Origin of the sequence: Citrobacter enshiensis, assembly GCF_029338175.1 — a bacterium.
Lineage (GTDB): Bacteria > Pseudomonadota > Gammaproteobacteria > Enterobacterales > Enterobacteriaceae > Citrobacter_D > Citrobacter_D enshiensis.
Genome location: NZ_CP119862.1, coordinates 855,157 through 880,927, shown reverse-complemented (window position 1 = coordinate 880,927; position 25,771 = coordinate 855,157). Strand labels below are relative to the sequence as shown.

23 protein-coding genes and 1 pseudogene are annotated in these 25,771 nt (G+C 51.7%); 5 read left to right on the top strand and 19 right to left on the bottom strand.

Features of this window, described 5'->3' with window-relative positions:
* Positions 1-9 precede the first annotated feature (9 nt).
* The 7 genes from P2W74_RS04255 to P2W74_RS04225 all read right to left on the bottom strand — a co-directional run bounded on the left by P2W74_RS04255 (position 10) and on the right by P2W74_RS04225 (position 8,511).
* A complete protein-coding gene (locus P2W74_RS04255; protein ID WP_276294028.1) occupies positions 10-1,392 on the bottom strand; it encodes an amidohydrolase family protein in 1,383 nt (460 codons plus the stop codon).
* Between the two features lie 12 nt (positions 1,393-1,404).
* The gene (locus tag P2W74_RS04250) at positions 1,405-2,355 is read right to left on the bottom strand and encodes a carbamate kinase family protein (protein ID WP_276294027.1); all 951 of its coding nucleotides are present in this window, start codon (positions 2,353-2,355) and stop codon (positions 1,405-1,407) included.
* A 24-nt stretch (positions 2,356-2,379) separates the two neighbouring features.
* Positions 2,380-3,930: a permease family protein gene (locus tag P2W74_RS04245; protein WP_276294026.1), complete on the bottom strand. Its 1,551-nt coding sequence runs from the start codon at positions 3,928-3,930 to the stop codon at positions 2,380-2,382.
* Between the two features lie 117 nt (positions 3,931-4,047).
* A complete protein-coding gene (locus P2W74_RS04240; RefSeq protein ID WP_276294025.1) occupies positions 4,048-5,466 on the bottom strand; it encodes a YlbE family protein in 1,419 nt (472 codons plus the stop codon).
* On the bottom strand, positions 5,466-7,013 hold the full coding sequence (gene fdrA, locus P2W74_RS04235; protein WP_276294024.1) for an acyl-CoA synthetase FdrA: 1,548 nt from the start codon (positions 7,011-7,013) through the stop codon (positions 5,466-5,468). The genes P2W74_RS04240 and fdrA overlap by 1 nt, the downstream gene beginning before the upstream one ends.
* A complete protein-coding gene (locus P2W74_RS04230) occupies positions 6,991-7,824 on the bottom strand; it encodes an oxamate carbamoyltransferase subunit AllH family protein (RefSeq protein WP_276294023.1) in 834 nt (277 codons plus the stop codon). The genes fdrA and P2W74_RS04230 overlap by 23 nt, the downstream gene beginning before the upstream one ends.
* An 81-nt stretch (positions 7,825-7,905) precedes the next feature.
* Positions 7,906-8,511: an ankyrin repeat domain-containing protein gene (locus tag P2W74_RS04225; RefSeq protein WP_276294022.1), complete on the bottom strand. Its 606-nt coding sequence runs from the start codon at positions 8,509-8,511 to the stop codon at positions 7,906-7,908.
* Between the two features lie 391 nt (positions 8,512-8,902).
* Here P2W74_RS04225 and P2W74_RS04220 point away from each other — a divergent pair, with 391 nt between their 5' ends.
* Positions 8,903-9,832, top strand: coding sequence for a LysR substrate-binding domain-containing protein (locus tag P2W74_RS04220; RefSeq protein ID WP_276294021.1), 930 nt, complete (start codon positions 8,903-8,905; stop codon positions 9,830-9,832).
* A 78-nt stretch (positions 9,833-9,910) separates the two neighbouring features.
* Here P2W74_RS04220 and P2W74_RS04215 read toward each other — a convergent pair whose 3' ends face one another.
* Complete coding sequence (locus P2W74_RS04215) at positions 9,911-10,183, bottom strand: GNAT family N-acetyltransferase (RefSeq protein WP_276294020.1); 273 nt, start codon at positions 10,181-10,183, stop codon at positions 9,911-9,913.
* Between the two features lie 11 nt (positions 10,184-10,194).
* A complete protein-coding gene (yjdI, locus tag P2W74_RS04210; protein ID WP_276294019.1) occupies positions 10,195-10,425 on the bottom strand; it encodes a 4Fe-4S mono-cluster protein YjdI in 231 nt (76 codons plus the stop codon).
* A gap of 251 nt (positions 10,426-10,676) precedes the next feature.
* On the opposite strand from yjdI, the gene P2W74_RS04205 reads away from it, so the two are divergent.
* On the top strand, positions 10,677-12,257 hold the full coding sequence (locus P2W74_RS04205; protein ID WP_276294018.1) for a hypothetical protein: 1,581 nt from the start codon (positions 10,677-10,679) through the stop codon (positions 12,255-12,257).
* Here P2W74_RS04205 and P2W74_RS04200 read toward each other — a convergent pair.
* Entirely contained in the window at positions 12,254-14,059 is a 1,806-nt protein-coding gene (locus tag P2W74_RS04200) for a glycoside hydrolase family 2 protein (RefSeq protein ID WP_276294017.1), read from the bottom strand. The genes P2W74_RS04205 and P2W74_RS04200 overlap by 4 nt on opposite strands.
* Before the next feature lie 360 nt (positions 14,060-14,419).
* Between P2W74_RS04200 and P2W74_RS04195 the strand changes: the two genes are divergently transcribed.
* Positions 14,420-15,730: an MFS transporter gene (locus P2W74_RS04195; protein WP_276294016.1), complete on the top strand. Its 1,311-nt coding sequence runs from the start codon at positions 14,420-14,422 to the stop codon at positions 15,728-15,730.
* 23 nt (positions 15,731-15,753) lie between these two features.
* Entirely contained in the window at positions 15,754-16,869 is a 1,116-nt protein-coding gene (locus tag P2W74_RS04190; protein WP_276294015.1) for a hypothetical protein, read from the top strand.
* Positions 16,870-17,090: 221 nt separating this feature from the next.
* Here the strand turns inward: P2W74_RS04190 and arsC are convergent, their stop codons facing one another.
* The 5 genes from arsC to arsR are packed head-to-tail and all read right to left on the bottom strand — an operon-like array spanning position 17,091 to position 21,396.
* The gene (gene arsC, locus P2W74_RS04185) at positions 17,091-17,516 is read right to left on the bottom strand and encodes a glutaredoxin-dependent arsenate reductase (RefSeq protein ID WP_276294014.1); all 426 of its coding nucleotides are present in this window, start codon (positions 17,514-17,516) and stop codon (positions 17,091-17,093) included.
* A gap of 12 nt (positions 17,517-17,528) precedes the next feature.
* Positions 17,529-18,818: an arsenite efflux transporter membrane subunit ArsB gene (gene arsB, locus P2W74_RS04180; RefSeq protein WP_276294013.1), complete on the bottom strand. Its 1,290-nt coding sequence runs from the start codon at positions 18,816-18,818 to the stop codon at positions 17,529-17,531.
* 46 nt (positions 18,819-18,864) lie between these two features.
* Positions 18,865-20,616, bottom strand: a complete 1,752-nt coding sequence (gene arsA, locus P2W74_RS04175; RefSeq protein ID WP_276294012.1) for an arsenical pump-driving ATPase — start codon at positions 20,614-20,616, stop codon at positions 18,865-18,867.
* A 17-nt stretch (positions 20,617-20,633) separates the two neighbouring features.
* The gene (gene arsD / locus P2W74_RS04170; protein WP_276294011.1) at positions 20,634-20,996 is read right to left on the bottom strand and encodes an arsenite efflux transporter metallochaperone ArsD; all 363 of its coding nucleotides are present in this window, start codon (positions 20,994-20,996) and stop codon (positions 20,634-20,636) included.
* A 46-nt stretch (positions 20,997-21,042) separates the two neighbouring features.
* Complete coding sequence (gene arsR, locus P2W74_RS04165; RefSeq protein ID WP_192613370.1) at positions 21,043-21,396, bottom strand: As(III)-sensing metalloregulatory transcriptional repressor ArsR; 354 nt, start codon at positions 21,394-21,396, stop codon at positions 21,043-21,045.
* A gap of 409 nt (positions 21,397-21,805) precedes the next feature.
* Here arsR and P2W74_RS04160 point away from each other — a divergent pair, with 409 nt between their 5' ends.
* On the top strand, positions 21,806-22,639 hold the full coding sequence (locus P2W74_RS04160; RefSeq protein WP_276294010.1) for a sugar phosphate isomerase/epimerase family protein: 834 nt from the start codon (positions 21,806-21,808) through the stop codon (positions 22,637-22,639).
* A gap of 197 nt (positions 22,640-22,836) precedes the next feature.
* Here P2W74_RS04160 and P2W74_RS04155 read toward each other — a convergent pair whose 3' ends face one another.
* From P2W74_RS04155 to P2W74_RS04140, 4 genes and pseudogenes are all read right to left on the bottom strand, one after another.
* Positions 22,837-23,988, bottom strand: coding sequence for a DUF2920 family protein (locus P2W74_RS04155; protein ID WP_276294009.1), 1,152 nt, complete (start codon positions 23,986-23,988; stop codon positions 22,837-22,839).
* Between the two features lie 223 nt (positions 23,989-24,211).
* Positions 24,212-24,283 (bottom strand): annotated as a pseudogene (locus P2W74_RS04150) (hypothetical protein); the annotation flags it as partial.
* A 648-nt stretch (positions 24,284-24,931) separates the two neighbouring features.
* The gene (locus tag P2W74_RS04145) at positions 24,932-25,333 is read right to left on the bottom strand and encodes a hypothetical protein (RefSeq protein ID WP_276294008.1); all 402 of its coding nucleotides are present in this window, start codon (positions 25,331-25,333) and stop codon (positions 24,932-24,934) included.
* The gene (locus tag P2W74_RS04140; RefSeq protein ID WP_276294007.1) at positions 25,312-25,608 is read right to left on the bottom strand and encodes a hypothetical protein; all 297 of its coding nucleotides are present in this window, start codon (positions 25,606-25,608) and stop codon (positions 25,312-25,314) included. The genes P2W74_RS04145 and P2W74_RS04140 overlap by 22 nt, the downstream gene beginning before the upstream one ends.
* Between the last annotated feature and the right edge of the window lie 163 nt (positions 25,609-25,771).

Sequence of the window (25,771 nt, the reverse complement as noted above, 5' to 3'; positions counted from 1 at the left end):
GCACAGACATTAGCTGGCGACGCTCCCCCACACCAGCTTGCCTTTATGGAATGTCGCGGTACGCGGCGAAATCCGCGCCACCGCTTCGGCAGAACAAGAGGCGTCCACCAGCACAAAACTGGCTTCATCCTGCGCTTTCGGCCAGACGCGCTCACCTTTATCATTCAATGGCAACACATCCCCCGTCGCCAGGAATAATGCCCGCGACAGATTGAGTTCGTTAGGACGAATATAGAGCTGCGCGTACAGGTTCGCTTTTTCCAGCATGTCGCCCAGGCCATACGGCGACCAGTGATCGATCACGCTGTCCGTACCGGTGATCACCGTCACGCCTTTGTCGCGCAACTGTTTGAGCGGCATATGTAACGTACCAATCGGCACCGTCGAGGCAATGGTGATTTGCTGAGCGGCCATTCGGGTTGCCAGCGCATCCACCTGTTGCTCATTCAGCGTAGCGAGCGCAAAGGCGTGGCTGATGGTTAACCTCCCTTTGAGCTGCGGCGTTTTTTCCACCCGTTCAACCATGTAATTCACTGCCGCAACGCCCGCCGGGCTGGTTTCGTGCAGATGAATATCGACCCCTTTGTCATAATCCAGCGCAATCTGGAACATGGTATCGAGGGATTTCTCCATCGCGCCATCCACGCTGGTTGGGTCCAGCCCGCCAACGTAGTGCGCCCCCGCCTGCATCGCTTCGCGCATCAGCGGTTCTGATTTTGACAGCAGCAAACCATGCTGTGGAAACGCCACAATTTCACACGCAAAACCCGCTTTGCGGCGTGCCAGTACCGCCTGCAAATTTTCGAGGTTTTTAAGCCCGGATACCGGCTCAATGTTGCAGTGGCTTCGCGCCACAGAGGTCCCTTTGGACTGCAACAGGTCAATCAGCTTTTCTGCCCGTTCCTGGGTATACGGCTGTAGCTCAGGCAACAACTTTTGCTCAAGCGCGATCATATCCTGAATGGTGGTGCCCGCCGGGCGATTCAGCGATCGCCACGGCCCGCCGTAGAAGGTTTTATCCAGGTGGATGTGCATGTCGCGCATCGCGGGCAACATCAGCTTCCCGCCCGCATCGTAATGCGCCAGCGTCGCATCCGGATGGCTTTTATTGGCGCGTAGCGCAACCATTTTTCCGTCCTGAATCTCAACGGTTTGCAGCTCGGTTCGGGTATGCACCGCTACCGCATTCTCGTAATCGAAGCCTGCTTCCAGCAGAACGTTATCCAGATAGTAATGTGTGTCGTTGATGGTCATAGCGCCTTTCGCGTCACCGGTTGTCCCGACTGAATTAGCAGCATACGCGACCGGCGCCGCCGCGCCAAACAGTGCGGCGGCGGTGACCATTTTGCCGCTCTGACTCAGAAACTCACGGCGGCTTTTGTTTTCCTTCATCGCATCTTCCTTTTATGAATGGACAATATGGGTGCCCGTTTCGCCGCGCAGTGCGGCGGGCAGACATTCCGGCGTGGTGATGATCACCTGTTTTCCGCCATGCTGCAGAAACGCAAGGCTGGCGACAATTTTGGGCAACATGCTGCCTGCCGGGAAATGCCCTTCCTGCATGTAGCGGGTCATGGTGGGGATATCCACCCGCTCCAGCGCCTGCTGCTCAGGTTTGCCAAAGTGAATACAGACTTTCTCAACGCCGGTGGTGATCACCAGAATGTCGGCGCGGATCTCGCGGGCCAGCAACGCCGTGGAGAGATCTTTATCAATGACCGCGTCCACGCTGTGATAATCGCCCAGCGGGCTTCGCACCACCGGGATCCCGCCACCGCCCGCGCCAATGACCACAAAACCTTGTTGTGTCAGCGTTTTAATGGCATCCGCTTCGACAATGCGTTTCGGCTCCGGCGAAGCGACAACCCGACGATAGCCGCGACCGGAATCTTCCACAAAACGCCATTGCGGATTCGCCCGCTGCAGTTCATCGCGCTGGGTGGCGTTAAAAAACGCACCGATTGGCTTCGTGGGATTGGCAAAACCAGGGTCGTTTTTGTCCACCTCCACCTGCGTCACGACGGTTACCGCTTTCTGTTCCCCATGACGCGCTAGGCGGTTGTTTAACGCCTGCTGGATCAGATACCCGATACCGCCCTGAGTATCGGCCACGCAGTTCGCCAGCGGGGTTAACGGCAGCCCTTCGCGTTCATGGGCGATTTCCGCACGTCGCAGATCCAACCCAACCTGCGGCCCGTTACCGTGGGTCAGCACAATGTTGTAATCCGAGGCCAGCATCTCCAGCACCGTATCCGCCACTGCTTTCACCGCCTCAGCCTGATGTTCAATCGACTGGCTGGCGTTATCTTTGATAATGCTGTTGCCGCCAATGGCAACGACCACAAGTTCTTTCATCGTGTATTCATCCCATCAACGCATTCAGGTGGTTTTCGTCGGTTCCTGCGCGGTATCAGTCACCGCTTCCCGACTGTCGAGAAAATGCTTCAGTACAAACACGCCGCTCACCATCAGGTAGGCGAGGACGAACATCAGTGAAGTGCCTTCGGCAATCCCCACCATCGGCGAGTGGATCACCCCAAACAGCGACAGCAGCGCGCCGCAGGCGGCAGCCACCGCGCCACGTAGCGGTTTATTGATAATCGCGAAGATGGCGATACACCCCCACAGCATACTGGCGAGCGGCGCACCGTTGCCAAGATGCACCAGTCCGTCGTAATAGACGCCTTTACTGTGCAACAGATCGCTGCCCAGCTTCGCCGCCGACGTCCCTGCGGCCCCCATCACGCTATTCACGATGGTCAGCGCCCAGTTCGCTATCCACGGGAACAGACAGATGAAAATGACCGGCACCTCTATTTTTGGCGTTTCGCGCACCACCTGGTTGGCAGTCACCACACCGATAAAGACCAGAATCGGTACGATGGCGGTCATCGGAATAATGGCGAGCATAAATGCCCCCAGTCCAAACAGCGGGACGAGGAACATGGTGACGCCCGACGCCAGGGTATAACCAATGCTGGCGCCCATCGCTTTCCACCCGGCATGACCCACGTAAACGGTGACCGGGAACGGGTTCCCCATCAAACAGCCGAGCATGGAAGAGAGACCGTTCGCCAGCATCACTTTGCGGGTGTTGTACTCATCGCCAGCGGCGTGGGCGCTTTCGATGTTTTCAAGGTCAAAAATGTAGTTCGCCAGCCCCAACGGCACCGCCGAGGCCAGGTACGGCAGCGCATGCGGCAACCCTTGCAGGAAGCTATCGACATGGACTTCCGGCGGGTTGAAACCGAATGAAGACATCGACGCTTTAATCGCTTCCGGGCTTTGCAGACCGGAAATCCACGCCAGCGCAGTACCGGCAATCAGCAGCAACAGGCCGGTGGGAATACGTGCAAAGATCGGTTTTTTACCGAACCAGTTAATAAAGATCAGCAGCAAGACGATGAAAGAGACCGTTGGCGCTTCAAAAGCCTGCAGCATCGGGTTCATCGCCAGCAGTAATAAACCAAGGCCGGAGAGACAGGAGAGCAGCACGGTACGCGGGATCATCTTACGGATGGTTTCGCCGAGGAAGGAACCGCCCGCCAGGATCAGCGCCTCAACAAAACACCAGACCAGGCCTATCTGAATGGCGAAGTCGGCATCCCGAGTTTGCTGGTAAACCGGCATCAGAACGAGGAAAGTTACGGTAAAGATCGACGGCGCGCTCGGCCCGGACGGCAGCGCCGTCACATCGGTACGCCCCGTCTGTTTCGCCATCTGCATGGCAAACCAGGCATAAAAGATACTCGCCACCAGCACCGCCAGACCAAAAGCAGGCGCAATGCGGCCATACACGATCTCTTTGGGGATCCCCACGACAAAGATGAGTAGCCCCATCATCGTCAGCAGGTTAGTCAGATTGTTGGTCATCAGCCCGAAGTATGCGGCCCAGTCACCACGTTTCCACTCTAGTTTTATTCTGTTCATGGAATATCCTTCACAGGTTAAGCATCATTTGCGATCCCGACGATCGCCCGGCCCTGCAGGTGAACAACGTTGTTAGCTTCGCGACAGTAGGGCTAACGGTGTTAGCCCCTGTGGTTTTTATTGGCAGTAGCGGTCACGCCAGCTCAGAATCGCCTTTTCAAAGCAGGCGAACGGCGGGTGGACAATGCCGGCGCCGATCATGCCGATCCCCGCATCTTTGTGCGCGATGGCGGTATTGATCACCGGCAAAATGCCGGTACTGCCGACGCGCGTGATGTCAATAGCCGTAGGGATCCCCATAAAACCCAGCAGCGGTATGGTGACGTTCGGGTTTTCGCCCAGCGTTATCTCTCTCATCTGACGGGAGAAATCGACGGCCTCTTCCACCGTGCCTCCCACCAGCGCCACGATGGCGGGCGCAGTTGCCATGGCAAAGCCACCGATACCGTAGGTTTCCGTGATGGCGCTGTCGCCGATATCACGCCCGGAGTCCTCCGGCTTATAACCGGCGAACATCGGGCCAATCACCTGCTGCGCCGGACCGGTGAACCAGTGTCCAGGCAGACCGCTGATGCGCAGACCAAACTCCACGCCGTTACGCGCCATGGTGGTCACGACGGTGCTGTACTCAATGCCGTGAGCGGCATCCATCGCGGCTTTACACATCGCCATCCACGTCGGGCCAGAGAAGTAGTCGCTGCTGGCGACGAACTCAAACACTTCACGCTGCTGCGCCACCGGATACCCGGTCTGAATAATCCACGGCGTCAGCGCCTGAATCAGTAGCGCGGTGCCTGCGTTGTTGCGGTTATGACATTCATCACCCATGTGCAACGCCTGCGCCAGCATCAGTCGCAGATCGATTTCACCCGCCAGTTTCATGGCATCGCGCAACATCGGTCCCAGCACATCGCGCATCCACACCAGACGGTCGATGACGCTCTGATCGTTAGCGCCCATGCGCAGGATCTTCGCCATCTGCTCGCTCATGTTGGTATAAGCGCGATTGCCGTAGGTTTTGTTCTCCACGATGTGCATGAACATTGAGGCAGAAGTGACTCCCGCCATCGACCCCACGCAGTCATGCTCATGGCAAGGCGAGAAGGTAATTTCACCGGAGGCGGCAAGCTCTGCCGCCTGCTCCAGATCGCTCGCCAGCCCCTCAAATACCAGCGCCCCTGTCACGGCACCTTTCATCGCGCCACACATTTTTTCCCAGCGAATCGGCGGTCCGGCGTGAAGAATGGTTTTGCGGGTCATCCCCGGTACGACATTGATCGCCTGGTCGTAGCCAATCAGTACCGGATGGGACTGAATAATGCGTTCCAGCGCCTGCTGGTTAGCGGCGGCAATTTTCTCCGCCAGCGGGGAATCTGCAATCTGATCCAGTGCGCTGACTACCTGCATGTTGCCCTGACCCGGCGGCGTCCAGTCGAGTTGGGTGACCGGTACATGCTGTTTTTTCAGGTCATCGCTGAACATGGCAATGCCGACGTTAATCACGTTGAGTGGCTGGTTAAACAGTGACTGGCTCATCAGGCTTCCTCCCCTTTGCAAACAAATTCACGCGCCAGCAATCCGGTATTGGTGCTGCTGCTCGCCCAGATAACACCGGCGTCCGTTAGCATCTGGCACTGTTTTTCCAGCGACGGCGTGTCGAGATCAGTGCCGAGCACATAGCCCAAAATTTCCAGCGGACGTCCTTCTGCGGCGGCGATCGCCTTCGCCTCTTTGACAGCATCGATCATGACGCCGACCGGATCCTCGTGCGATCCGAACCCGAGAACAAAATCCATCACGATCACGCCCACCTGTGGATCGCGCGCTTCCTGTAACAGGCGGCTGATGCGATTGGTGGGGTCGATCATCGGGTGCGGCTTGCCGTTGGTAAAATCGTCATCGCCAAAATCGAGGAAGGTGTGCGCCACGCTGCGGTTGAGATCGGTCAGACGGCGGCTCGGGTCCGGGTGGATATTGCTATAAACCTCGTCATGTTTTTCCATCGCTGCGAACATGGCTTCGTCGCACAGCGTGCCGCCGCAGAACAGTCCGCGAATGTATTTTTGCTGCGGCGTCAGGCGGGTGCGCACCTCTTCGATCAGCGGCCAGTTGAGCGGATGGAGATCCAGGCTCTCTTTTTTCACCCCCGTCAGCAGTACCGCTTTCAGCGCCGCCTCTTTGGTTCCGCGTGCAAACAGCAGGCCGTTTTCGTCTGCGGGCGGTTCTTCACGACCGAGGAAACAGGCCACCACCGGTTTCTGACAATTGCGCGCGCGTTCTAGCACCTTGCGGGCAACGGCAGGCGCAGGGGGTTTGGAGATCAGCGCGATAATTTCTGTTTGCGGGTCGGCCTCCAGCATGCCGATGGCGTCCAGCATCATCAGACCGCCGATCTTTTCACTCAGATCGCGCCCGCCGGTGCCGATAAGCTGAGAAATCCCCCCGCCAAATTCGTGGATACGTACGCTCAGTTCCTGGCTACCGGTACCCGATGCGCCAACAATACCGATACTGCCGCGACGCACGGCGTTGCCAAAGCACAGCGCCGTACCGTTGATGATGGCAGTACCGCAATCCGGTCCCATCATCAGCAGCCCTTTTTCGTGTGCCAGTTGCTTAAGCGCCAGTTCATCCTCAATGGAGACATTGTCAGAGAAGAGCATCACATTAAGGTTGTTTTGCAGTGCCTGCCGGGCTTCGCGCGCTGCGAATAACCCGTTGACCGAGATCACCGCCAGGTTGCTGTCAGCCACGTGTGCCTTCGCACTGGCCAGGGTGGCGTAGCGCGCTTCATGCTGGCCGCCCTGTTCTTTATGCGTGAATAACGCATCGATGGCGACCAACGTTTGCTCGTTCGCCGCGTCGCTGGTGCCCTTAATCACAACCATCAGATCGCCGCTTTTTGCCTCGTTCAGCTCTGGCGTAAGCAGACCGAGATTTTTCAGTACGCCTTTATTCATCTCTGTCGCCATCGCCACAAACGCCTGCTCCACACCTTCCAGCTTATTGGCGCGCGTGGAGATGGACATTAGCGAGACGGAATCAAAATACGTGTTCTTTTTAACAACTATCCTGATTGACATAATTCCCTCCGGACCAGTGGCTCAAAGCACAGGCGTCCGCCATACCGTAAAGCATGTCGCAGCCAGAACTTGAACCGATATTTTTAATGTCGGTAATAATGTGGGTAGATAAATTATCTGACTCGGTAATAATATTTTTTACCAGTCGCGTAATACTTTCCCGATAACGCCGATGAAAGGCCTCTTCCAGCGTAATTTTGCTGAACAGCGTGGTATTTTCCCCGGCGTATCGTAAGGCTGTTAAAAATGCGTCCTGATATTTTTCCAGCGGATGTCCGCGGATAAATAAAATAATGCTCAAACCCACTAAATAATCATCGGATGACGGCGTTAATCCAATTCCAAGACCGATCAGGCGGGTAATCGCATCCGTCATATTTTGTTGTTGCTGCAGCGCAGAAAGTAAATATTGGCGGCGCTGCTGCAGTTCTCTGGCTAATTCGCGATAAAAGGAATTATCGCCGGTATACAGAAACAGAGTGTCGTCACATCCGAGATGCTGATACAGCGTCCCGGCCCAGCGCCGCCAGGGAATGGCGGTAAAACAGTCTGCGCTCATTGATATTTCAGGCATCAACCAGCGCGTGCAGGCAACGGTTTCAATCCATTTATCATCGCCTATTGCGATCCCTGACGCCGTAAATCTGACCTGTTCACCAGGGCGGAACAGGTGATTGCAATGCGTCAGCGCCAGACGGCAGCTGTTGGGGGCGTTATCGCAGCGTTCGCTGAGGAGTGTCAGTAATCGCTGCTGTCCGGGGATGAACAGGTTGACCGCCCGGGAAAAAACCTGTTCAACCCGTCCCTCCATTCGCTGTGCGAGAAACGCGCTATCTGCCGTTAAGGCCCTGACGCATTGCCGTAATGGCGATGCGATAATGGTGTTCCTCCGTCAGGCGCCTGCGGCAATCAACAGCCCGGCAATCTCGTGATACCCCTTCTCCTGCGCCAGTTCCAGCGGGGTTTTTCCGTATTTGTCTGTCATGTGTGGGTTCGCACCGTTGTCCAGCAGCAGCTTGACGATTTCCTGCTGTTTTGCGCCGCCATCATTAAGCACTATGGCTTCCAGCAGCGGCGTCCAGCCGACAAAATTGGTGTGGTTGACGTTAATATTCGTGCGTGTGAGCAGTTCACGGACAATCTCGACGTGACCTTTTTCGCTGGCTGGCGTAATTCCCACACCGCCAAAACGGCTCAGACGGTCGAGATCAGGGTTGGCAGGTAATACCGTACGCAGCAGGGTTAAATCGTTGGCCAGACAGCTGATGAGGAAAGGGTTAAAACAGGTTTGATCCTGCTTATTAATATCCGCACCCGCCGCAATCAATAAAGACACACACTCGTAGTGTTTATTCAGACTGGCAATAATAATCGCAGTTCGTCCCTGACGATTAGTGGCGTTAATATCCACATTATTTTCCAGACAGGATTTTAATCCTTCAGCATTGCCCTGCTCTGCTGCTAGCAGAAATTCTGTGATGAGTTCGTTCTCAGACATATTCCCTCTCCTGCAGTTTTTAGACTTCTTGCAATTCCGATAGCCTGAGAATAGCAACAGAGTGATGAGAAAAACATCCGCTTAAATTTCATTCATCGTAAGCACGTCGATTATTGAAATAAATTTCACAATAAAGACAAAATGTGCGGCAGAGCAATCTTTCTCTTATGGTTAGCCTCCTTTCTATCCTGGGTTGTAATGCGTGAGTGCCCCGCGCCAGGCAGCACAGCGTGTGGCCTGTCACTAAAGTTCAGAAGTGTGATTCTCTTCAAATCAAATGTAACTTTAGTGTTAAATTTCGTTCAAAACTGATTGCCTGCCATAAGGATTACAAATACATTCAACAATCGCTGCATGACAGACGACAAACGCAGGGCATGAGGGGAGAAAGATGAATTCAATTTTTACCGAGGAGAATCTGTTGGCCTTCACGATGGCTGCCCGCTATGGCAGTTTTAGTAAGGCGGCAGAGGAGCTTGGCGTAACCACCTCAGCCATTAGTTACACCATCAAGCGGATGGAAATGGGACTTGATGTTGTTCTGTTTACCCGCAACACGCGCAGCATTGAGTTAACCGAATCTGGTCGCTATTTCTTTCGCAAAGCGACCGATCTGCTGAACGACTTCCACGCCATCAAGCGCAGTATTGACACCATTGCCCAGGGCATTGAAGCGCGAGTGCGCATTTGCATCAATCAGTTGCTCTATACCCCAAAACATACCGCCCGACTGTTGCAGGTGCTGAAAAAGCAGTTTCCAACCTGTCAGATCACGGTGACGACAGAGGTGTACAACGGCGTCTGGGATTCCATTATCAATAACCAGGCCAACATCGCGATTGGCGCGCCGGACACGCTGCTCGATGGCGGCGGTATCGACTACACCGAAATCGGCGCCATCCGTTGGGCATTTGCTATCGCCCCGGATCATCCGCTGGCCTTTATGCCGGAGCCCATTTCCGAGAGCCAACTGCGCTTGTACCCAAACATCATGGTCGAAGATACGGCGCACACGATTAATAAAAAAGTGGGCTGGCTGCTGCATGGTCAGGAGTCGATTCTGGTGCCCGATTTCAACACCAAGTGCCAGTGCCAGATTTTGGGTGAAGGGATTGGCTTTTTGCCAGACTACATGGTGCGGGAAGCCATGGAAAAATCGCTGCTGGTGACGCGTCAGATCCACAACCCTCGTCAGGACTCACGTATGTTGTTGGCGACTCAGCATTCGGCTACAGGCCGTGTGACCCAGTGGATTAAAAAAGAGTTTGGCCCACAAGGGGTACTAACGGGAATTTATCAGGACCTGCTGCACCGGGAGTGATATGCCGGACGGGGGCTATGCCTTATCCGGCCTACGGTTTGCCGGATAAGCGAAGCGCCATCCGGCGGGAAACCATACTCAGGCGCGGATATCGTCATATTCACGAGTGTTATCAAACTCGTGTTTCGCAAACGGGCAGAGCGGAATGACCTTGCGGTTTTCCTGGCGCATTTTCTCCACCACTTTCGCCACCAGTTTTTTACCTACCCCCTGCCCTTTCAGACTGGGATCGACATCAGTATGCTCAATGATGCTCAAATGCTCCCCTGTGGGTACAAATACAATCTCCGCAACCGGATTGCCTTCAGCATCGTTAACATAAAATTTGTTATGACCTTCGAGTATTTCCATTTGTCCCTCGCTTATTTATGCCGATACTTCAGCGCACCGCTCGGGCACGTATCAATCACTCTGACCACCGTGGCGACATCCACTTCATCCGGAATAATCCACGGTTTGCGTTTCAGGTTAAAAAGCTTCGCGCTGCCGCGCACGCAGTTCCCCGAATGCTGGCAAATCCCCGTATTGAAGTAGACATCTATTTTCTCACCGCTATAAGCCCGGTACCCCGCTTCCAGTAATTCTTTATCCATGACATTGCCTCTGTTGTTTTTAGGGTGTCGAGACTAAGCATAGTCCTGCACGCGTCTGGTGACTACGATACATTCACCGAAATGATATTTTAAAAATAAGAACGCCTTTCTGGACTCACACTATTTTTGATTTGCATTCGACTGTTTCGCAGCGTTTTAATCTGTTATTGTCCCCAACTAACTCTGGTGCGACAGAAGCAACGGCTATAAAATAGAAGGTACGATTAACATTGCTTGCGTGGTTTCTTTAAGTGCAGACTTCTATTCCGCTTCGTTTATTAGAAGTGAATTCTTCGCTGATCTGGCACTGGCCATATTTGCAGAGCGTCATTGCGGTGATGGTTCGGGACCAATTTAATGGGCTGGTCATTAACCAGCAGAATTTATTATCTTTATTAGTCTCGCCCTCAATTTATTGTCAGCATGGCCGTGAGAATCTACTACGCGAGCGTCAGGAACATTTATTATATCTGCAACGTTTATGCCGTTACTGTCGGGCATCAGGCATTGGTGTTTGGTTACAAGGGGAAGCCCTGCCCCGGGATGGAAAAATACAAGAAAAGTATCCCGAATATGCGTTAATTGAAAATAGTAGCGCGGACGAAATTTTCTGGAAAAATTTTTATCAGCAGGATCTCTTCGAGGCCTTACAACAATTATCCGGTATTGATGGCATAATTGTGAATCTTCCCCGACATCAGCCATACAAAGCCAGTTGGGTCACGACAATCCCTTACCTTTATCAAACCCTGCGAAGCCTCGGAAAGAAAATGGTCCTGCGTGACTATATGGAGGATGAGGCGGCATCATGGCAATTAGTGAATGCGTTACAGGTATTACCACCGGATGTGCGGGTATCAATTAAGGCCGTGGCTCATGGTTATCGCCCCGGCTTTGTGAATAATCCTTTACTGACTCAACTCGAAGGGCGGGTCAAGTGGATTGAGTTTGATATGTGGGGGCTGGAGTACGGCTGGACACTGCTGCCCTGTTACTTATTAGAAGAAATTCAGGGCCGTCTGAGTTGGGTCGAAAGCATGGCTGGCGAGCACCTTGAAGCAATTACGGGCAGGCTCAGTTGGGAGTGGATCTCTAACAGCTCCCTGATCAACTCGGTAAATTCGGTGAATTTACATGGTTTAGCCATGTTTGGCCGTGAAATATTTATGTCTGAAAAACAGGCATTTCACTGCTGGCTCACGGATATGCTTGAGCATAAAGTAGGAACGGCTGAATTAAACACCTTTCATCAATTGTATACCTGCAGCTACGAATGGATGAGAAAAACGCCCTATATATTAGGACATGTTTTACACCACTACAGCCAGGTACCTGAAAGCTATGCCCAAGCCGTAAAACAGCTTCAGTTACATTTACGCCATTCTGACGATTATACCATGTCGGCATTATTCCCGATGGACGATCCGGACACCGGGCGCGAACAGTACCAGCAATTATTATTAGAGAAGCAACGGGCGATCTTTTTGGCCCAGGATTCCCGTAATCGGCTACACCAAATAATACATTCGATTGCGATGTCGGAAGAGAAAAGAGACCTGTTCAAACGCGTCTGGGAACGCGTCCCCTACTACACCGAGATGTTTAACGGCGTCGCTCGATGCGTCGCCATGAAAATGATGTTAGACCGCTACGGAAATCAAAGTGGTATCTCTTTATTTGAGTTAACCAAAGAGATTAATCAGCTACGCTTGTTAGCGCATCGAATTTCCGAATGGCTCGATAAAGAAGAACAACAACAACCCCATTATCTGGCCATGTTATTTGATCCTGCCAGGCTGCTTAGCCTGGCAGAAAGTCTGACAGCAGATTAATCCGCTAATGACCCGGCATTTTTGAGTTGCTGATAAAAATCGCGCAGCACATAAAATGCCCTTTTACGTGTTATTTTGTCAGCGGTAATAAGCCCCTTACAGTTGAATCCTTTCTGGTAAGGATTCTGACGTCTTTCTGTACGGTAGTCATACAATAACCAGGGGGTAAAACCACGGACATAATTGAGTTTTGGCAAATACTCGGTCTGCTTGCGGTACACATCCGCCATATAGTTTTCCGAGAAAGGCCCAGACTGAGGAGCATGATCGCCTATCACACCTTCGGCCCCTGTTTCGGTGATCACAACAGGTTTTGTGGGCGACGAGTTTTCTCCCAGCACAATCAGATCATCAAAATTCTCTTCATACCAACCGTAATACTCGTTCAGTCCGATGATATCGAGAAAATCTGCCAGACGATCTTCAATTTTCATTTTGGCATGATTGACCAGGCAAGCGGCAGAAATCAAACGGCTAGGATCGGCCTGGCGGGCGGCATCAACCAGCGAGGTCATAAAATTCAGTCGCTCATCGGTATCGGCATTTTCATTGCCGACGGACCAGATAATCACGCTGGCACGATTTCGGTCACGATAAATAAGCTCCATCAACTGATTATGCGCATCACGTTGGGTTGCCGGATTTTTAAAATCGATCGCCCAGTAGTTTGGAATTTCCTCCCAGAGCAACAAACCCACTTCATCCGCAATACGCGCGGCCATCTCATGGTGAGGATAATGCGCCAGTCGCAGGTAGTTGCAGTTAAGCTCTTTGGCATCCTGAAAACGGCGGCGGATATCCGCTTCGTTGGTCATTTTCCCTAACAGGACATCATCTTCATGGCAATTTACGCCCCGAAGATAGAGCGACTTACCGTTCAGACGAATATCCGTTCCCACGACCTCAATTTGTCTGAACCCCACGCGGTCACTGACACAGTCACGTCCCAACGACGCCATAACCCGATACAATTTAGGATGCTCAGGAGACCAAAGTTGCGGCTCAGCAGACAATGTCGCTTCAGCAACCCCGTCAATCACCGGCATAGTCACGGAGATACCCAGCTCAGCAAGGGCGAAATTGACCTCTGTCGCGTCACCTTCAACCGCTATTCTCACGGCGATTTGATTATAGTTCCCATCAGGGACTAAATAGACAAACAGATCCTGAATATAGGTTCGCGGCGTTCGGATAATATCGATTTCACGATATATTCCGCCATAGTTAAACCAGTCGTTATTTCTCAAAGGAAGCCTGTCGGTGGTGCGATTATTATTCACGCACAGCATCAACACATTATTGCCTGGTTGCAATAGCGGCGTTAACTCAGCACAAAATGGGGTTGAACCACCGTAATGATTGCCGATGAACTGATGATTGAGAAAAACTTTGCAATCGTAGTTAGCGGCGCCAACGCGTAAAAAAATACGTTCATCAGCGTCCTGCACGATATAGTCGATTTCGCGGGTGTACCACGCACTTCCCTCAAAATAGAACCATTTTTCGTTCATCATCTGCCAGCATCCCGGCACCGGAACGGTATCACCGGCAAAGGGATCGTAATCATACGGATCCCGGCGCATTTCAGCATCGCGTTTTTCCAGCAGGTGCCATTTTTGCCTTAACCCTGTGTCGTGGAGATCCAGCGTAAATCGCCACTCTCCACTCAGGCTTTCATGATCGCGACCGCCAGTGAATAACAGATTGGTATGATTAAGATTCTGCGCATTGTATGGCTGGTCATATTGCTCGTTGTGCAGGCATTCAACGGCATTTTCTGCCAGGTCAGATTTTTCCAGCATGAGATATCCTTCATAAAAGAGGTGTTGCTGAAGAATAACGGCTCATATACCGGGCTTGATGGCGATCCTCGGGCTCAGGAGGCTGAGAGAGAGGAAAAAACATGTAAATGTGACAAAAGTCTAAAATGTAGAGTCTTTCAGAGTGATCAGCATCTCATAATTAATTTTATCGTAGTGATCTTCATCACACTAACAACGGTGGGTAGCGATATTACTCACATAAAATTATGGCAGGACTTCAGGGATCTCAATTCTCTTTCTAACCCGTCACGGACTCAGACCAGGTCACTTACACTGGCTGAACGTAAATTTTGCTGTGTCTGTTTGGATAAGATCTCATATCGTGACGGAGGAAATACGATGGGGCAGTTGCAAAGTGGTGTCAGTAAGCAAGCAGTAAAAATGAATTCAACAACCAGTCGGTATCGATGGACAATTTGCGCATTACTCTTTTTTTCAGTCACCATAAATAACCTTGATAGATCTATTTTAGGGTTACTCGCGCCAATGCTACAAAAAGATATTGGCTGGAACGAGATTGAATACGGCAATATTGTGACGGCATTTCAGGCCGCCTATGCGTTAGGTTTATTCCTGTGTGGACGTATCGTTGATGTTTATGGTGCCCGCCTGGTCTTACCTATCGCTCTGGCTCTCTGGAGTGTGGCGGCGATGGCTCATGGTATGGTCGGCACAGTGATTGGATTCATTTATGCACGTATATTCCTTGGGCTGGGGGAAAGCGCCAACTTTCCTTCCGCAGTAAAGGTTGCTGCTGAATGGTTCCCGAAACGAGAACGCGCATTTGCTACCGGTATTTTTAATGCGGGCTCCAATGTCGGTAATATTTTTGCTCCCATTATTATTCCCTGGATTGCATTACAATGGGGATGGCGTGAAGCGTTCGTCGCAACCGGTGCTGTCGGGTTTATCTGGATTGTTTTCTGGTTATTTTTATACGGAAAACCGGAGAAGATAAAAAAAGTAAACGAAGAAGAGTTAGCCTGGATTAATCAGGATGATGACGCGGGTACCACCGAACAATCACAGCAAAAAATTAGCTGGTTGGGACTGCTGAAATATAAGCAAACCTGGGCATTTGCCATTTGTAAGTTTCTGACTGATCCGATCTTCTGGTTCTTCCTGTTCTGGTTACCGAAGTGGCTGCATGACGCCCGCGGCATTGATATGGCTCATATGGCAATGCCACTGGTTTTAATCAATATTCTGGCAACCATGGGCGGTCTTGCTGGCGGATATCTCCCGGCGTGGATGGTTAACCGCGGTATGGCCGTCAATAAAGCGCGTAAATTGACGTTATTGTTATGCGCCACTTGCGTACTACCTATTTTATTGGTTTCGAATGCTTCTAATCTTTGGGTCGCGGTTTCGCTGATTGGACTTGCTGTCGCGGCGCATCAGGGCTGGTCAGTCAATCTATATACCAGCGTATCGGATATGTTCCCTAAACAGGCTGTGGGTGCCGTTGTCGGTATTGGCTGCTTAATTGGTTCTCTCGGTTCAATCCTCTTTACACAGGCAACAGGCCATATCCTGCAAGCGACAGGCAACTATTGGTCTATTTTCCTGATGGGCGGATTTGCCTATCTGCTGGGTTTCCTGATTATGCATTTTTTAATTCCAACAATGGCTGCGGCTAAATTTAAATAATTTTCATCGTATAGGAACTGAACATGTCATTTACCGATAGCCTGTTACAGGAACGAATTCTTGCAGCCAAAGAGAAAAGTCTCCTCTGGCTTAACAGCATGCAACTCCCTAACGGAACGCCTGGCGTATTACGCGTCAGCGAACTTCATCAGCCAGAACAGTGGCCGCAGATGCTGTTGCCAGGCACATACGATGGGACAATGGCTCGCGTTTTATTAGGCGATGAAATATCGGAGAAAAAAGCGCTGGCGGACTGGGTATTAGGCCATCAGCAAGAGGAAGGTTTTTTCCAGTTGCCGGGGTTGTGCTGGAGCGAAACCTGGAAAGGGCCGGATGCCAATATCACTCGCCAGTACATGCGCTTTCATACAACAAACTACTGTATGGGTACGCTGGATGTTCTGGATCAGCTGGATCGCCTCGAACTGCCGTTCTTGAAACCGTACCTCGATCCACAATATTTTTGGGCATGGTTAGGTCAACGCGATATGCGCGATCCCTGGCTGGAAGGGAACAATATCGTCAATATGGGCAGTTTTCTGTTGCTCGAACAGCAAAGAGATCCAAGCGGCCCTGCGGCTCAGCGTTTGCAGGATATGATCTTCTGGCATAATCAGCAAAGCGAGCCCTATTCTGGTTTCTGGGGACCGGGTCAGCAATACAGTCAGGAGGCATTATTATTTGCTCTCTGCGGTGCGACGCATAATTTGCATGTCTTTTATGCGCTCGATGAAAATATTCCCTATTTCAACCAGTCAATGAGTCGTTGTCTGGAGCAACCACTGGCCATCCGCAGCAGCTGCATTGATGTCGATATTATCGATATTCTGGCGCACGGCCACGCCCGTTGCCCACAGCGCAGTGATGAAATTGAGCACTGGTTACGCAGTATGCTGGTGAAATTGCTCGACTTCCAGAATGCAGACGGTGGATTCCCGGACACCTTACTCGGCGAACGGGGTTATGACGGTTGGGTGAAGGGATATAAAGAACCTCAGGGACATAGTAATACGTTCGCCACCTGGTTCCGCTGGATAGCGATTGCGATGATCGCCGATGTATTATGGCCACAGTGGCAAAACTGGCGTTTTCGTAAAACGATCGGTATTGGTTATTTTAAGCCAACAGTCGGAAAATAAACCCTTTATAGCGCGTTGTTATATTTTCACGGCAACAGGCTATTACCCGACAGCGACGATATTGAATAAACAATAATGCAAGGCAGGATAATATCCTGAGGCTATCTTATACATATCGGTATAAGTTACAGCCGATCCCTGCACGATGAACAATAGCGTTCTGTTATTTTTTGATAAAACAGGCGAAGTAATGAATAAGGGGGCAAACGCCCCCTTAATATTTATTTCAGTCGTTTTCCAGCAACATCTACGACTTGCTCACCGTCTTCCTTGGCAAAAGCCCCTTTCTGCACATCCGGCAGGATATCCAGAACCACTTCGGAAGGACGACACAGCCGGGTTCCCAGCGGTGTCACCACAATCGGACGGTTAATCAGAATGGGATGTTGCAGCATAAAGTCGATAAGCTGATCGTCAGTAAAGCGGTCTTCAGCAAGCGCTAACGTTTCATACGGTTCAACGTTTTTACGTAGCAGCGCCCGTACCGTGATCCCCATATTGGCAATGAGTTTGACCAGTTCATCACGTGAGGGAGGAGTCTCAAGATAATGAATAACGGTCGGCTCGGTACCGCTGTTACGGATCATCTCCAGCGTGTTTCGCGAAGTGCCGCAGGCCGGGTTGTGATAGATGGTAATGTTGCTCATATCAGTATCTCATTACAAAGTGACAGAGAGACGTAGCGCCAGCGCAGCCAGCGTTACAAACAGCACAGGCAGGGTCATGATAATCCCGGTGCGGAAGTAGTATCCCCACGTGATCGTCATATTCTTCTGTGAAAGTACATGCAGCCAGAGCAGTGTTGCCAGGCTACCAATAGGGGTGATTTTCGGCCCCAGATCGCAACCAATGACGTTGGCATAAATCATCGCGTCTTTGATTACACCGGACGCGGTACTGCCATCAATCGACAATGCGCCAACCAATACGGTAGGCATATTGTTCATGATAGAAGACAGGAATGCGGTCAGGAATCCCGTCCCCAGCGTGGCCGCCCACAGACCTTTATCTGCCAGTAAGTTCAGCACACCGGAAAGGTATTCTGTGAGTCCGGCGTTGCGCAGCCCATAGACCACCAGATACATCCCCAGCGAGAAAATCACGATCTGCCAGGGCGCTCCGCGCAGCACTTTACCGGTGTTAATACCATGACCTTTTTTGGCCACTGCAAACAGGATTGCCGCCCCCACGGCCGCAATCGCACTCACAGGGATCCCCATCGGTTCAAGGACAAAAAAACCGACCAACAGAAGGAGAAGTACAATCCAACCGGTTCTGAACGTCGCCGGATCTTTGATGGCTTTTGCAGGTTCTTTCAGTCGCGCCAGATCGTAAGTGGGCGGAATATCTTTGCGGAAAAACAGATGCAGCATCACCAGCGTGGCAGTAATGGCGGCAATATCCACCGGCACCATGACTGACGCATATTCAGCGAATCCCAGTTGGAAGAAATCAGCCGAAACGATATTGACCAGGTTTGACACGATAAGCGGCAGACTGGCGGTATCGGCAATAAAGCCTGCCGCCATTACGAACGCCAGCGTGGTGCTTTTACTGAACCCCAGCGCCAGCAGCATAGCGATAACGATCGGCGTCAAAATTAACGCCGCGCCGTCATTGGCGAACAGTGCCGCCACCGCCGCGCCGAGCAGAACAATATACGTAAACAGCAGACGCCCACGCCCATTTCCCCAGCGGGAAACGTGCAGTGCGGCCCATTCAAAAAAGCCGGACTCATCCAGCAACAGACTGATGATAATGACGGCAATAAAGGTGGCCGTGGCGTTCCAGACGATATTCCACACCACCGGAATATCAGCAATGTGTATCACACCCGATGCCAGAGCCAGTACGGCACCCAGCGTGGCGCTCCAGCCAATGCCTAATCCCTTTGGCTGCCAGATAACCAACACGATGGTCAGGATGAAAATGGCTCCTGCCAGTAACATAAAACCTCCTGACAGGGCAGCAACGCCACCCTGTATGCGTAAAAAATTAACCTGCGAGCTGTTTGAGTTTTTCGATGCCCGTGGGCTCTGACGCCAGTAGCGGGACCAGCGCGACACGAGAGGCGTGCTGGTGTTTAACTGCCTCTATTTGCGGGAGTTCCTGTTGCGCACGCAGACGAAGCAACGGCGAACGGGTATCCGCAATGGAAAGGCTATTATTGATAATCCAGCCCCAGGGATGAATCCCCGCGCGTTCAAGGTCGGCCTGCAAATTTGCCGCCTCAAGCACAGGTGTGGTTTCCGGCAGCGTGACCAGTAACACTTTGGTTCGCTCCGGATCCTGAAGCTGCATCATCGGCGTGGTGAAATGGCCCTTATCGCCCATTTTCTTAGCAATTTCGCGGTGATACGCACCCGTGGCATCCAGCAGCAGTAGCGTATGCCCGGTGGGTGCCGTATCCATGACCACGAAACGCTTACCCGCTTCACGAATTACCCGTGAAAAGGCCTGGAAAACCGCAATCTCCTCGGTGCAGGGAGAGCGTAAATCTTCTTCCAGCAGGCGTTTCCCCGCGTCGTCCAGCGCTTTTCCCTTCGTCTCAAGGACATGCTGACGATAGCGTTCCGTTTCCTCGTGAGGATCGATCCTGCTGACCTGCAGATTGTTGAGACTACCGTTAAGGGTCGTGCTGAGATGCGCCGCAGGGTCTGATGTTGTCAGGTGTACATCAAATCCCATTTTGGCCAGTCTGACGGCAATGGCAGCCGCCATCGTGGTTTTCCCCACACCGCCTTTGCCCATCAGCATGATCAGGCCATGTTCATTGCGGGCGATTTCATCAATCAATGCAGAAAGCGAAGGAATTTCAGGGCGTTGCTGAATGTATTCTTCAGAAAATGACGCCGTCTCAGGTTGTGGGCCGAGAAGCCCTCTCAGTGCCGATACGCCGACCATATTGACCGGTTGAAGGAATAACGTGTCCGTGGGGAGCGCCGACAAACCTGCGGGAAGATTTGCCAGCGCCTCCTGCTCTCGCTGCCCTATTGCAGCAGTTAATGTGTCGCTTGCCGCGTCGGTTTCTGGCAGAACGCCGTTAATGACCAGAGACTGGTTTTTAAGTCCAATCGCCGCAAGTTCGTCATGCGTACGCGCAACTTCCTGCAATGTGGATTTTTGCAGCCGGGCGACTAACACCAGTCGGGTACGTTTCGGATCAGAAAGCGCCTCAACGGCATGAGCATACTGCTCACGCTGTTTCTCCAGTCCGGCCATCGGCCCGAGACAGGAAGCACCATCGGGATTGCTCTCAATAAAGCTGCTCCAGGCACCTGGCAACTGGAGAAGGCGAATAGTATGACCAGTCGGTGCGGTATCAAAAATGATATGGTCAAACCGGGTCAGCAGAGAGACGTCAGTCAGCAATCCGGTAAACTCATCAAAAGCGGCAATCTCTGTCGTGCAGGCTCCCGAAAGCTGCTCATTGATGCTTTTGATAACGTCTTCCGGCAAAAGACCTTTGATGGGGTCAACGATTCTGGCCCGGTATTCCTGCGCGGCGGCCTGTGGATCGATCTCAAGTGCCGACAATCCAGGCACGGTGGCTATTGGCTGAATAGTATTGCCAATAGCCTGGCCAAAGACCTGACCTACGTTTGAGGCCGGGTCGGTACTGACCAGCAGCACCCGTTTGCCCTGCTCTGCCAGACGAATTGCCGTGGCGCAGGAAATAGAGGTTTTACCCACGCCCCCCTTACCGGTAAAAAACAGGTAGGGAGGGATATTCTGTAAGAATTTCATCTGTCCTCCTGACATTTTCAACAACAGGACGTATCACCACCACAGCAACGTGTCGGCGCTAATCCCACCTTCTCCAGTGGAATACCAAACCAGCGAGCCAGTTCAGCGCGTTTTGGGTAACGCCCTGCCATCACCGTTTCGCCGTCCAGCAACAACAGTGGAAGCCCTTCTGCCCCAGAAGCCTCAAGAAATGCTTTCGCTTTCTCGTTCTGAACAAAACGCATCGGCTGTTGTGCCAGGTTGTAACGTTCGACCTGAACACCACGCCCTTTCAGCCATTGCACATCCGCAGAAAAATCGACCAGCACCTGATCAACATCTGTACCGCAGACGCCGGTGCTGCAACACAGCGCAGGGTCAAATACCGTTAACGTTTTCATTTCAATACCTCACATTCGAAAAATCATATGTGTTCAGGCAAATTTTTTAGATGCAAACCGCTTTACCGCTGCCAGAACAGTTTGCCGATGCCAGCTTACGGGCGATGGCCTGAACGTCGTCCTGTTGGCTTAACCAGGCCTGCTCTATAACCTGAGCAGACCAGGAAGGAATATGTGGAGATAAGCGGTAATGAACCCATTTCCCCTGCTTACGATCCAGCAATAAACCGCTTTCCCGTAGCATTGCCAGATGACGGGAGATCTTGGGTTGAGACTGATCCAGCGCCGTGCAGAGATCGCACACGCACAGTTCGCCCATCTCTCTGAGCAGTAAAACGATGCCCAGACGAGTTTCATCGGAGAGAGTTTTGAAGAGTTGTAGGGAAGTCAGAGACATCATTCCTCCTGTTCAATGTAAAGACAGGATACGCCGCTCAAAAATAAAATCAAACACACGTTCGCTAAAACAGATATGAAAACCAGCATTCCTCCATAAGTTCAGGTGTGTGACATAACGCATACTCTGCGTATCAAGCTGACCCGTGCTTTCAGCTCAGTATATGGCCAACGTACTGGCAGCCCCCCATGAGTAAAGACAGTATGGCGAAAGGCAGCATAGGTACCTCTCATTAACCATCTTTAATGACTCTAAAGTGTCTGTTAAACCTGTGGCTATTCAGCGATGAAAACGGCTGATACCATTGCCATAGCATCAACATATCAGTATCACCCCCCTTATTCATCTGTGGATAAAGACGCTAACGACATCACTGTCTGGCATTTTTCCATGGGACTTTAACGGAGTCGTTATGCGTAAATTGAACATTGGCGCCCGGGGACATGACCTCAGTGGGCAGACCCCGGCAGAAATGGTGGCCTTTTCCCGTGAACTGGGCATTGACGGTCTGCAGCTGGCAATCCACAAAAGCTGGGAAGAGGCATACAAAGCCCGCGATATTGAGACGATTGTCGGCAATATTAAGCAGATTCAGGACGCTGGGATATCGGTGTTCCTGCTCGCCAGTTACTTCAACCCGGTCCATTCAAACACCTCATTTTTGGCCAGTGAGATAGAGCGCGCGCGGTTCAATATCGACATGGGTCTGCGCTGCGGTATCGGGCTCATCGGTAGCGAAACGGGCTCTCTGAATGACGATGCATGGACATGGCATCCGGAAAACCACTCAGAACCCGCCTTTCAACACGTATTGGCCAGTTTCCAGCAGTTACAGCCCAATCTGGAACGTGCGCAATGTCGTTTCCTGGTTGAGCCTGTATACGATCATGTCATTTATGATGCCGACAGCCTGATGCGCCTGAATACTCAACTCGGCGAACACTTCTGCGTGACCTTCGATATTGCCAATTTGCTCAATGCTGACAATGCGGCGTCATGGGAGTCCATTTTCGAAGATTTCCTTAACCAGCACGGACCACGCATTCGTCTGTTCCACTTTAAAAATTTCGTCCTCGAAGGGGGGCAAAAAATCCCAGTTCGTCTGAATGAGGGCCTTATTGATTATCAGAAAGTGCTTACGATGCTGGCAAGTCACGGACTCACTCAGGTCCCAATCATCGTTGAGGAGTTGCAGGGAGAAGCGCTGAGTGACAGCGTGGCTTATCTGCGTCAACTGCAGTTTTGACCAGGCGGTCTGCCGTGACGTAGTGGCTTCAGGAACAGAATCGAGTACCCTGGCTGTTAATAGCCATGAACAATACTCGATTCTCCGGAAGGCGCGGTTGCCATTGTATTCTGGTGTTCCAGGAAGATGGAGGAGACGCTGCCGGGCTGGTGATGGATTGACAGGATCTCATCACTGGCCTTATCGGGCACGGAGGATCAGTCAAGTAAACAGCGGTTGGCCCGAATATCGCCATGGCGATAGTCAAATTCGTACCGATACTTTCCGGCGTGATAGATAACGTGCTCAGCGGCGGCGTATTTGAAAGGGCGGGCCATGGTGTGAAGCATCTCACAGCCGCGCTCGAAAAAGGTAAACATAGAAAGACCCATGCCATGATCGGTATTTTTGATGTAGCTACCATCAATATCGCTGGCATCAAAGATCAACATTTCGACAGGCCAGCCCAGCTCCAGCATGGTCTGCGCCATTTCCACTTTAGCCGCCAGCGGGGCGATATTGCGATCTTCAGCAGAATGAACCATCAGACAGAAGGTCTGATTGGCCCCCTGGCTGACCATCTGCTCCAGTTGTGAACGACTAAAACCCCGGATCAGGAATTCACTCGGACCGAAGTAATGGGGGTGCCCCGCGGTTTTGCGCCAGGGAGAATTTACGCACATCGCCAGCATCACCCGTTCGTTGGCCCCGGCGGAGTACTCACATGCCCCTATTTCGCGCCCGAAGACATAGGTGAGGTTGGGCTCCGCCCAGGAGGAGTTATCAAACAGCGCGCGCACCAGACCAGGCCTGAGTTTATTCACCAATTGTGCGAGATACCCCCCATAGGACGCGCCCACCAATATGATGTTGTCACGGTTGATCGGATAACGAGTCAGGACATCATTAATGGCAGCCACAATGTCCAGTGCGGCCATGATGCCAAAGTTTTGGTAGGAACCATCCGGTGGCGTCAACGAGGCGGTAAGCGTAAGAGGCACATCTGGTTTGAGGGCGCAAACAGCCTTTAACACCTGTTCATCTGTGCCATAACGGGCAATTTTGAGAGGCAAATGAGCTTCGAGTTGACGGCGGTCTTCAGGTTCAAACGTGACTTTAGCTCCGACCTGAGGACGTGAACGCATGCAAAAATATTCGACGCTCAGAGCCGCACAGCCGTGACGCTCGGCAACCTTTTCGCAGAAGGACTGGGTATAACCGCCAAGATCAGCACCAAAACCAGGTAAATAGACGACGAGCCCATGACTTCCCCGTTCGGGTTGGTAGATTCGATAAGGCACAGCGCGCTGGGGGCTCAGACCTAGCTCGAAATCGGGATAACCAGCAATGGTATGGTCAACGATAGTCATGATGATATGTCACTCCTGCATCAGGGAAATCGTAACGTACTCAGCAAATTTGTGATTAGATCATTACTCGGTTGATGAGGGACTCGCTGGCACAATCGCTCAATCCTTCTTCCACTATCGCCCGTAAGGTGCCAGTTCCTTATCCTTAATGGCGACCTTATTCTCCCCTGACTTAAATGCGACAGTCTGATTGTTCTGTGGCTGGGTTTGGTTGACCGCTACACGCTACTTTATTACGGCGATGAGAAGGAAATGAAACGGTCAGGCGATTGGTGGACTTCATCCTGAGACGAATATAAAAGACGCCATTGCGCTGATCAGTTTAAGCGCGTCATTCCTGATAGAGTCGTGTATTCGCCCAGAGGCAGGGGCTTTCCCCTTCTGACCTAAACTAATAACCGGACTGATTAAAATTGCAATGAACTAATATCACATTTAACCATAGTTATAATAGGGTCTTTTGGTTAGTCTGGTTTCTTAAACAAATAAGCGGGATCTATTTACCGTGGATATCAGCCTCCTCCTGAAAACAATTGTTGCCGCGATCCTTGTCCTGTGGGCCGTTGATGCTCTGAGGACAAAGCGAAAAAAAGAACATAGCGACCCTGCTATTGCAGAGGCTGATGCCCGAGAACGGCATCAATGGCGCTATGTCAGATGGGGGTTCCGGGTAATACAGATCGCATGCGCAATGTATTTCATCCTGTCAGCAATTAAGTTCATACTGACATAGCGACGGAATGCTGAGTTATTCGAAGATGAGGTCTTCTGATAATTAACCTCACCCTGCAATCTAACGGCATTAATGCTCGCCGCATAATATCATTCAAAAATCGCAGCTACAGTGACCCTTGAAACATCGTATCTAGTGATGTGATGGGCACCCCTTCCTGTATGTGGTCAGTCAGATTTCGGATCTGTTCCATGTAATATGACTTCATCATCAGTCCGCAATCGCTGTTTCATGCAGGTAATGCCAGCGGGGTTGCTCATTCTGGATATCAATTACGGCAACCGACCAGCGAGAGTGCACATTGCCTTCATTACGGTGAGTTTCACGGTAACGGCAAATGACTGAAGAATCCGACAACTGCAGGGTTTCAAAGCTATCAATGTCAATTTGGAGGTTCGGGCGATCACCGGTGTTATTGCGAAACAGGTTTTCCACCTCTGCAAAACCAATACTCTGCCCTTTCATGGTCACCATTTTGAACGACGGGCTGAAACTGCCGAGCAGGTGATTCAACGCGGCGGGATAATCAGAACGCCCCGCGAACACCTCTTCAATCCATCGATGCAGGTCTACTACGCTTTGATGTGCAATTAATTCTCTTTTTGATTGCATAACGACTCCGGTTGTTTATTGAGTGACATAAGGGTAAGCAGGGGCAGCAGGCCAGGCAGCGCAGCAATAAGGAAGGCCGAGTGATAAGCGGATGTTGTCGTGGTGAGTTGCTGCAACAGATTAAACAGCAGTGTGAAAAGCGCAGCACCAACGCTAAATGACATCTGCCGGTTGAGGTTCCAGACAGTGCTGGCCCGGGACAAATGTTCACCGGTAAAGTCGATCACCGCGGTAGTTTGCGCGGTATTTGCGCCAATACCGCCACCTATACCCATCAGCAAGCTCGACGAACATCATAGCACTCCTTTTGAACTGTGAATTTGTACTGTGTAAATCCTCCGTATTCAACAGCGGGAGGAATCATTCCTGGTTCCTGTTAAGCTCGTGTTGGCAAATCTGATGGCGGGTATTGAGACGAGCCCCCCCGATGGGCTGATG

Coding starts and splice junctions, on each gene's coding strand:
- P2W74_RS04230 (WP_276294023.1), bottom strand. CDS start 7,824: ATGGAGGGACGGGTTGAACAGGTTTTTTCCCGGGCGGTCAACCTGTTC.
- P2W74_RS04250 (WP_276294027.1), bottom strand. CDS start 2,355: ATGAAAGAACTTGTGGTCGTTGCCATTGGCGGCAACAGCATTATCAAA.
- P2W74_RS04215 (WP_276294020.1), bottom strand. CDS start 10,183: ATGGAAATACTCGAAGGTCATAACAAATTTTATGTTAACGATGCTGAA.
- arsD (WP_276294011.1), bottom strand. CDS start 20,996: ATGAAAACGTTAACGGTATTTGACCCTGCGCTGTGTTGCAGCACCGGC.
- arsR (WP_192613370.1), bottom strand. CDS start 21,396: ATGATGTCTCTGACTTCCCTACAACTCTTCAAAACTCTCTCCGATGAA.
- arsC (WP_276294014.1), bottom strand. CDS start 17,516: ATGAGCAACATTACCATCTATCACAACCCGGCCTGCGGCACTTCGCGA.
- yjdI (WP_276294019.1), bottom strand. CDS start 10,425: ATGGATAAAGAATTACTGGAAGCGGGGTACCGGGCTTATAGCGGTGAG.
- fdrA (WP_276294024.1), bottom strand. CDS start 7,013: ATGTCAATCAGGATAGTTGTTAAAAAGAACACGTATTTTGATTCCGTC.
- P2W74_RS04155 (WP_276294009.1), bottom strand. CDS start 23,988: ATGACTATCGTTGACCATACCATTGCTGGTTATCCCGATTTCGAGCTA.
- P2W74_RS04190 (WP_276294015.1), top strand. CDS start 15,754: ATGTCATTTACCGATAGCCTGTTACAGGAACGAATTCTTGCAGCCAAA.
- P2W74_RS04245 (WP_276294026.1), bottom strand. CDS start 3,930: ATGAACAGAATAAAACTAGAGTGGAAACGTGGTGACTGGGCCGCATAC.
- P2W74_RS04225 (WP_276294022.1), bottom strand. CDS start 8,511: ATGTCTGAGAACGAACTCATCACAGAATTTCTGCTAGCAGCAGAGCAG.
- arsA (WP_276294012.1), bottom strand. CDS start 20,616: ATGAAATTCTTACAGAATATCCCTCCCTACCTGTTTTTTACCGGTAAG.
- P2W74_RS04255 (WP_276294028.1), bottom strand. CDS start 1,392: ATGAAGGAAAACAAAAGCCGCCGTGAGTTTCTGAGTCAGAGCGGCAAA.
- P2W74_RS04200 (WP_276294017.1), bottom strand. CDS start 14,059: ATGCTGGAAAAATCTGACCTGGCAGAAAATGCCGTTGAATGCCTGCAC.
- arsB (WP_276294013.1), bottom strand. CDS start 18,818: ATGTTACTGGCAGGAGCCATTTTCATCCTGACCATCGTGTTGGTTATC.
- P2W74_RS04220 (WP_276294021.1), top strand. CDS start 8,903: ATGAATTCAATTTTTACCGAGGAGAATCTGTTGGCCTTCACGATGGCT.
- P2W74_RS04140 (WP_276294007.1), bottom strand. CDS start 25,608: ATGGGTATAGGTGGCGGTATTGGCGCAAATACCGCGCAAACTACCGCG.
- P2W74_RS04195 (WP_276294016.1), top strand. CDS start 14,420: ATGGGGCAGTTGCAAAGTGGTGTCAGTAAGCAAGCAGTAAAAATGAAT.
- P2W74_RS04145 (WP_276294008.1), bottom strand. CDS start 25,333: ATGCAATCAAAAAGAGAATTAATTGCACATCAAAGCGTAGTAGACCTG.
- P2W74_RS04160 (WP_276294010.1), top strand. CDS start 21,806: ATGCGTAAATTGAACATTGGCGCCCGGGGACATGACCTCAGTGGGCAG.
- P2W74_RS04240 (WP_276294025.1), bottom strand. CDS start 5,466: ATGAGCCAGTCACTGTTTAACCAGCCACTCAACGTGATTAACGTCGGC.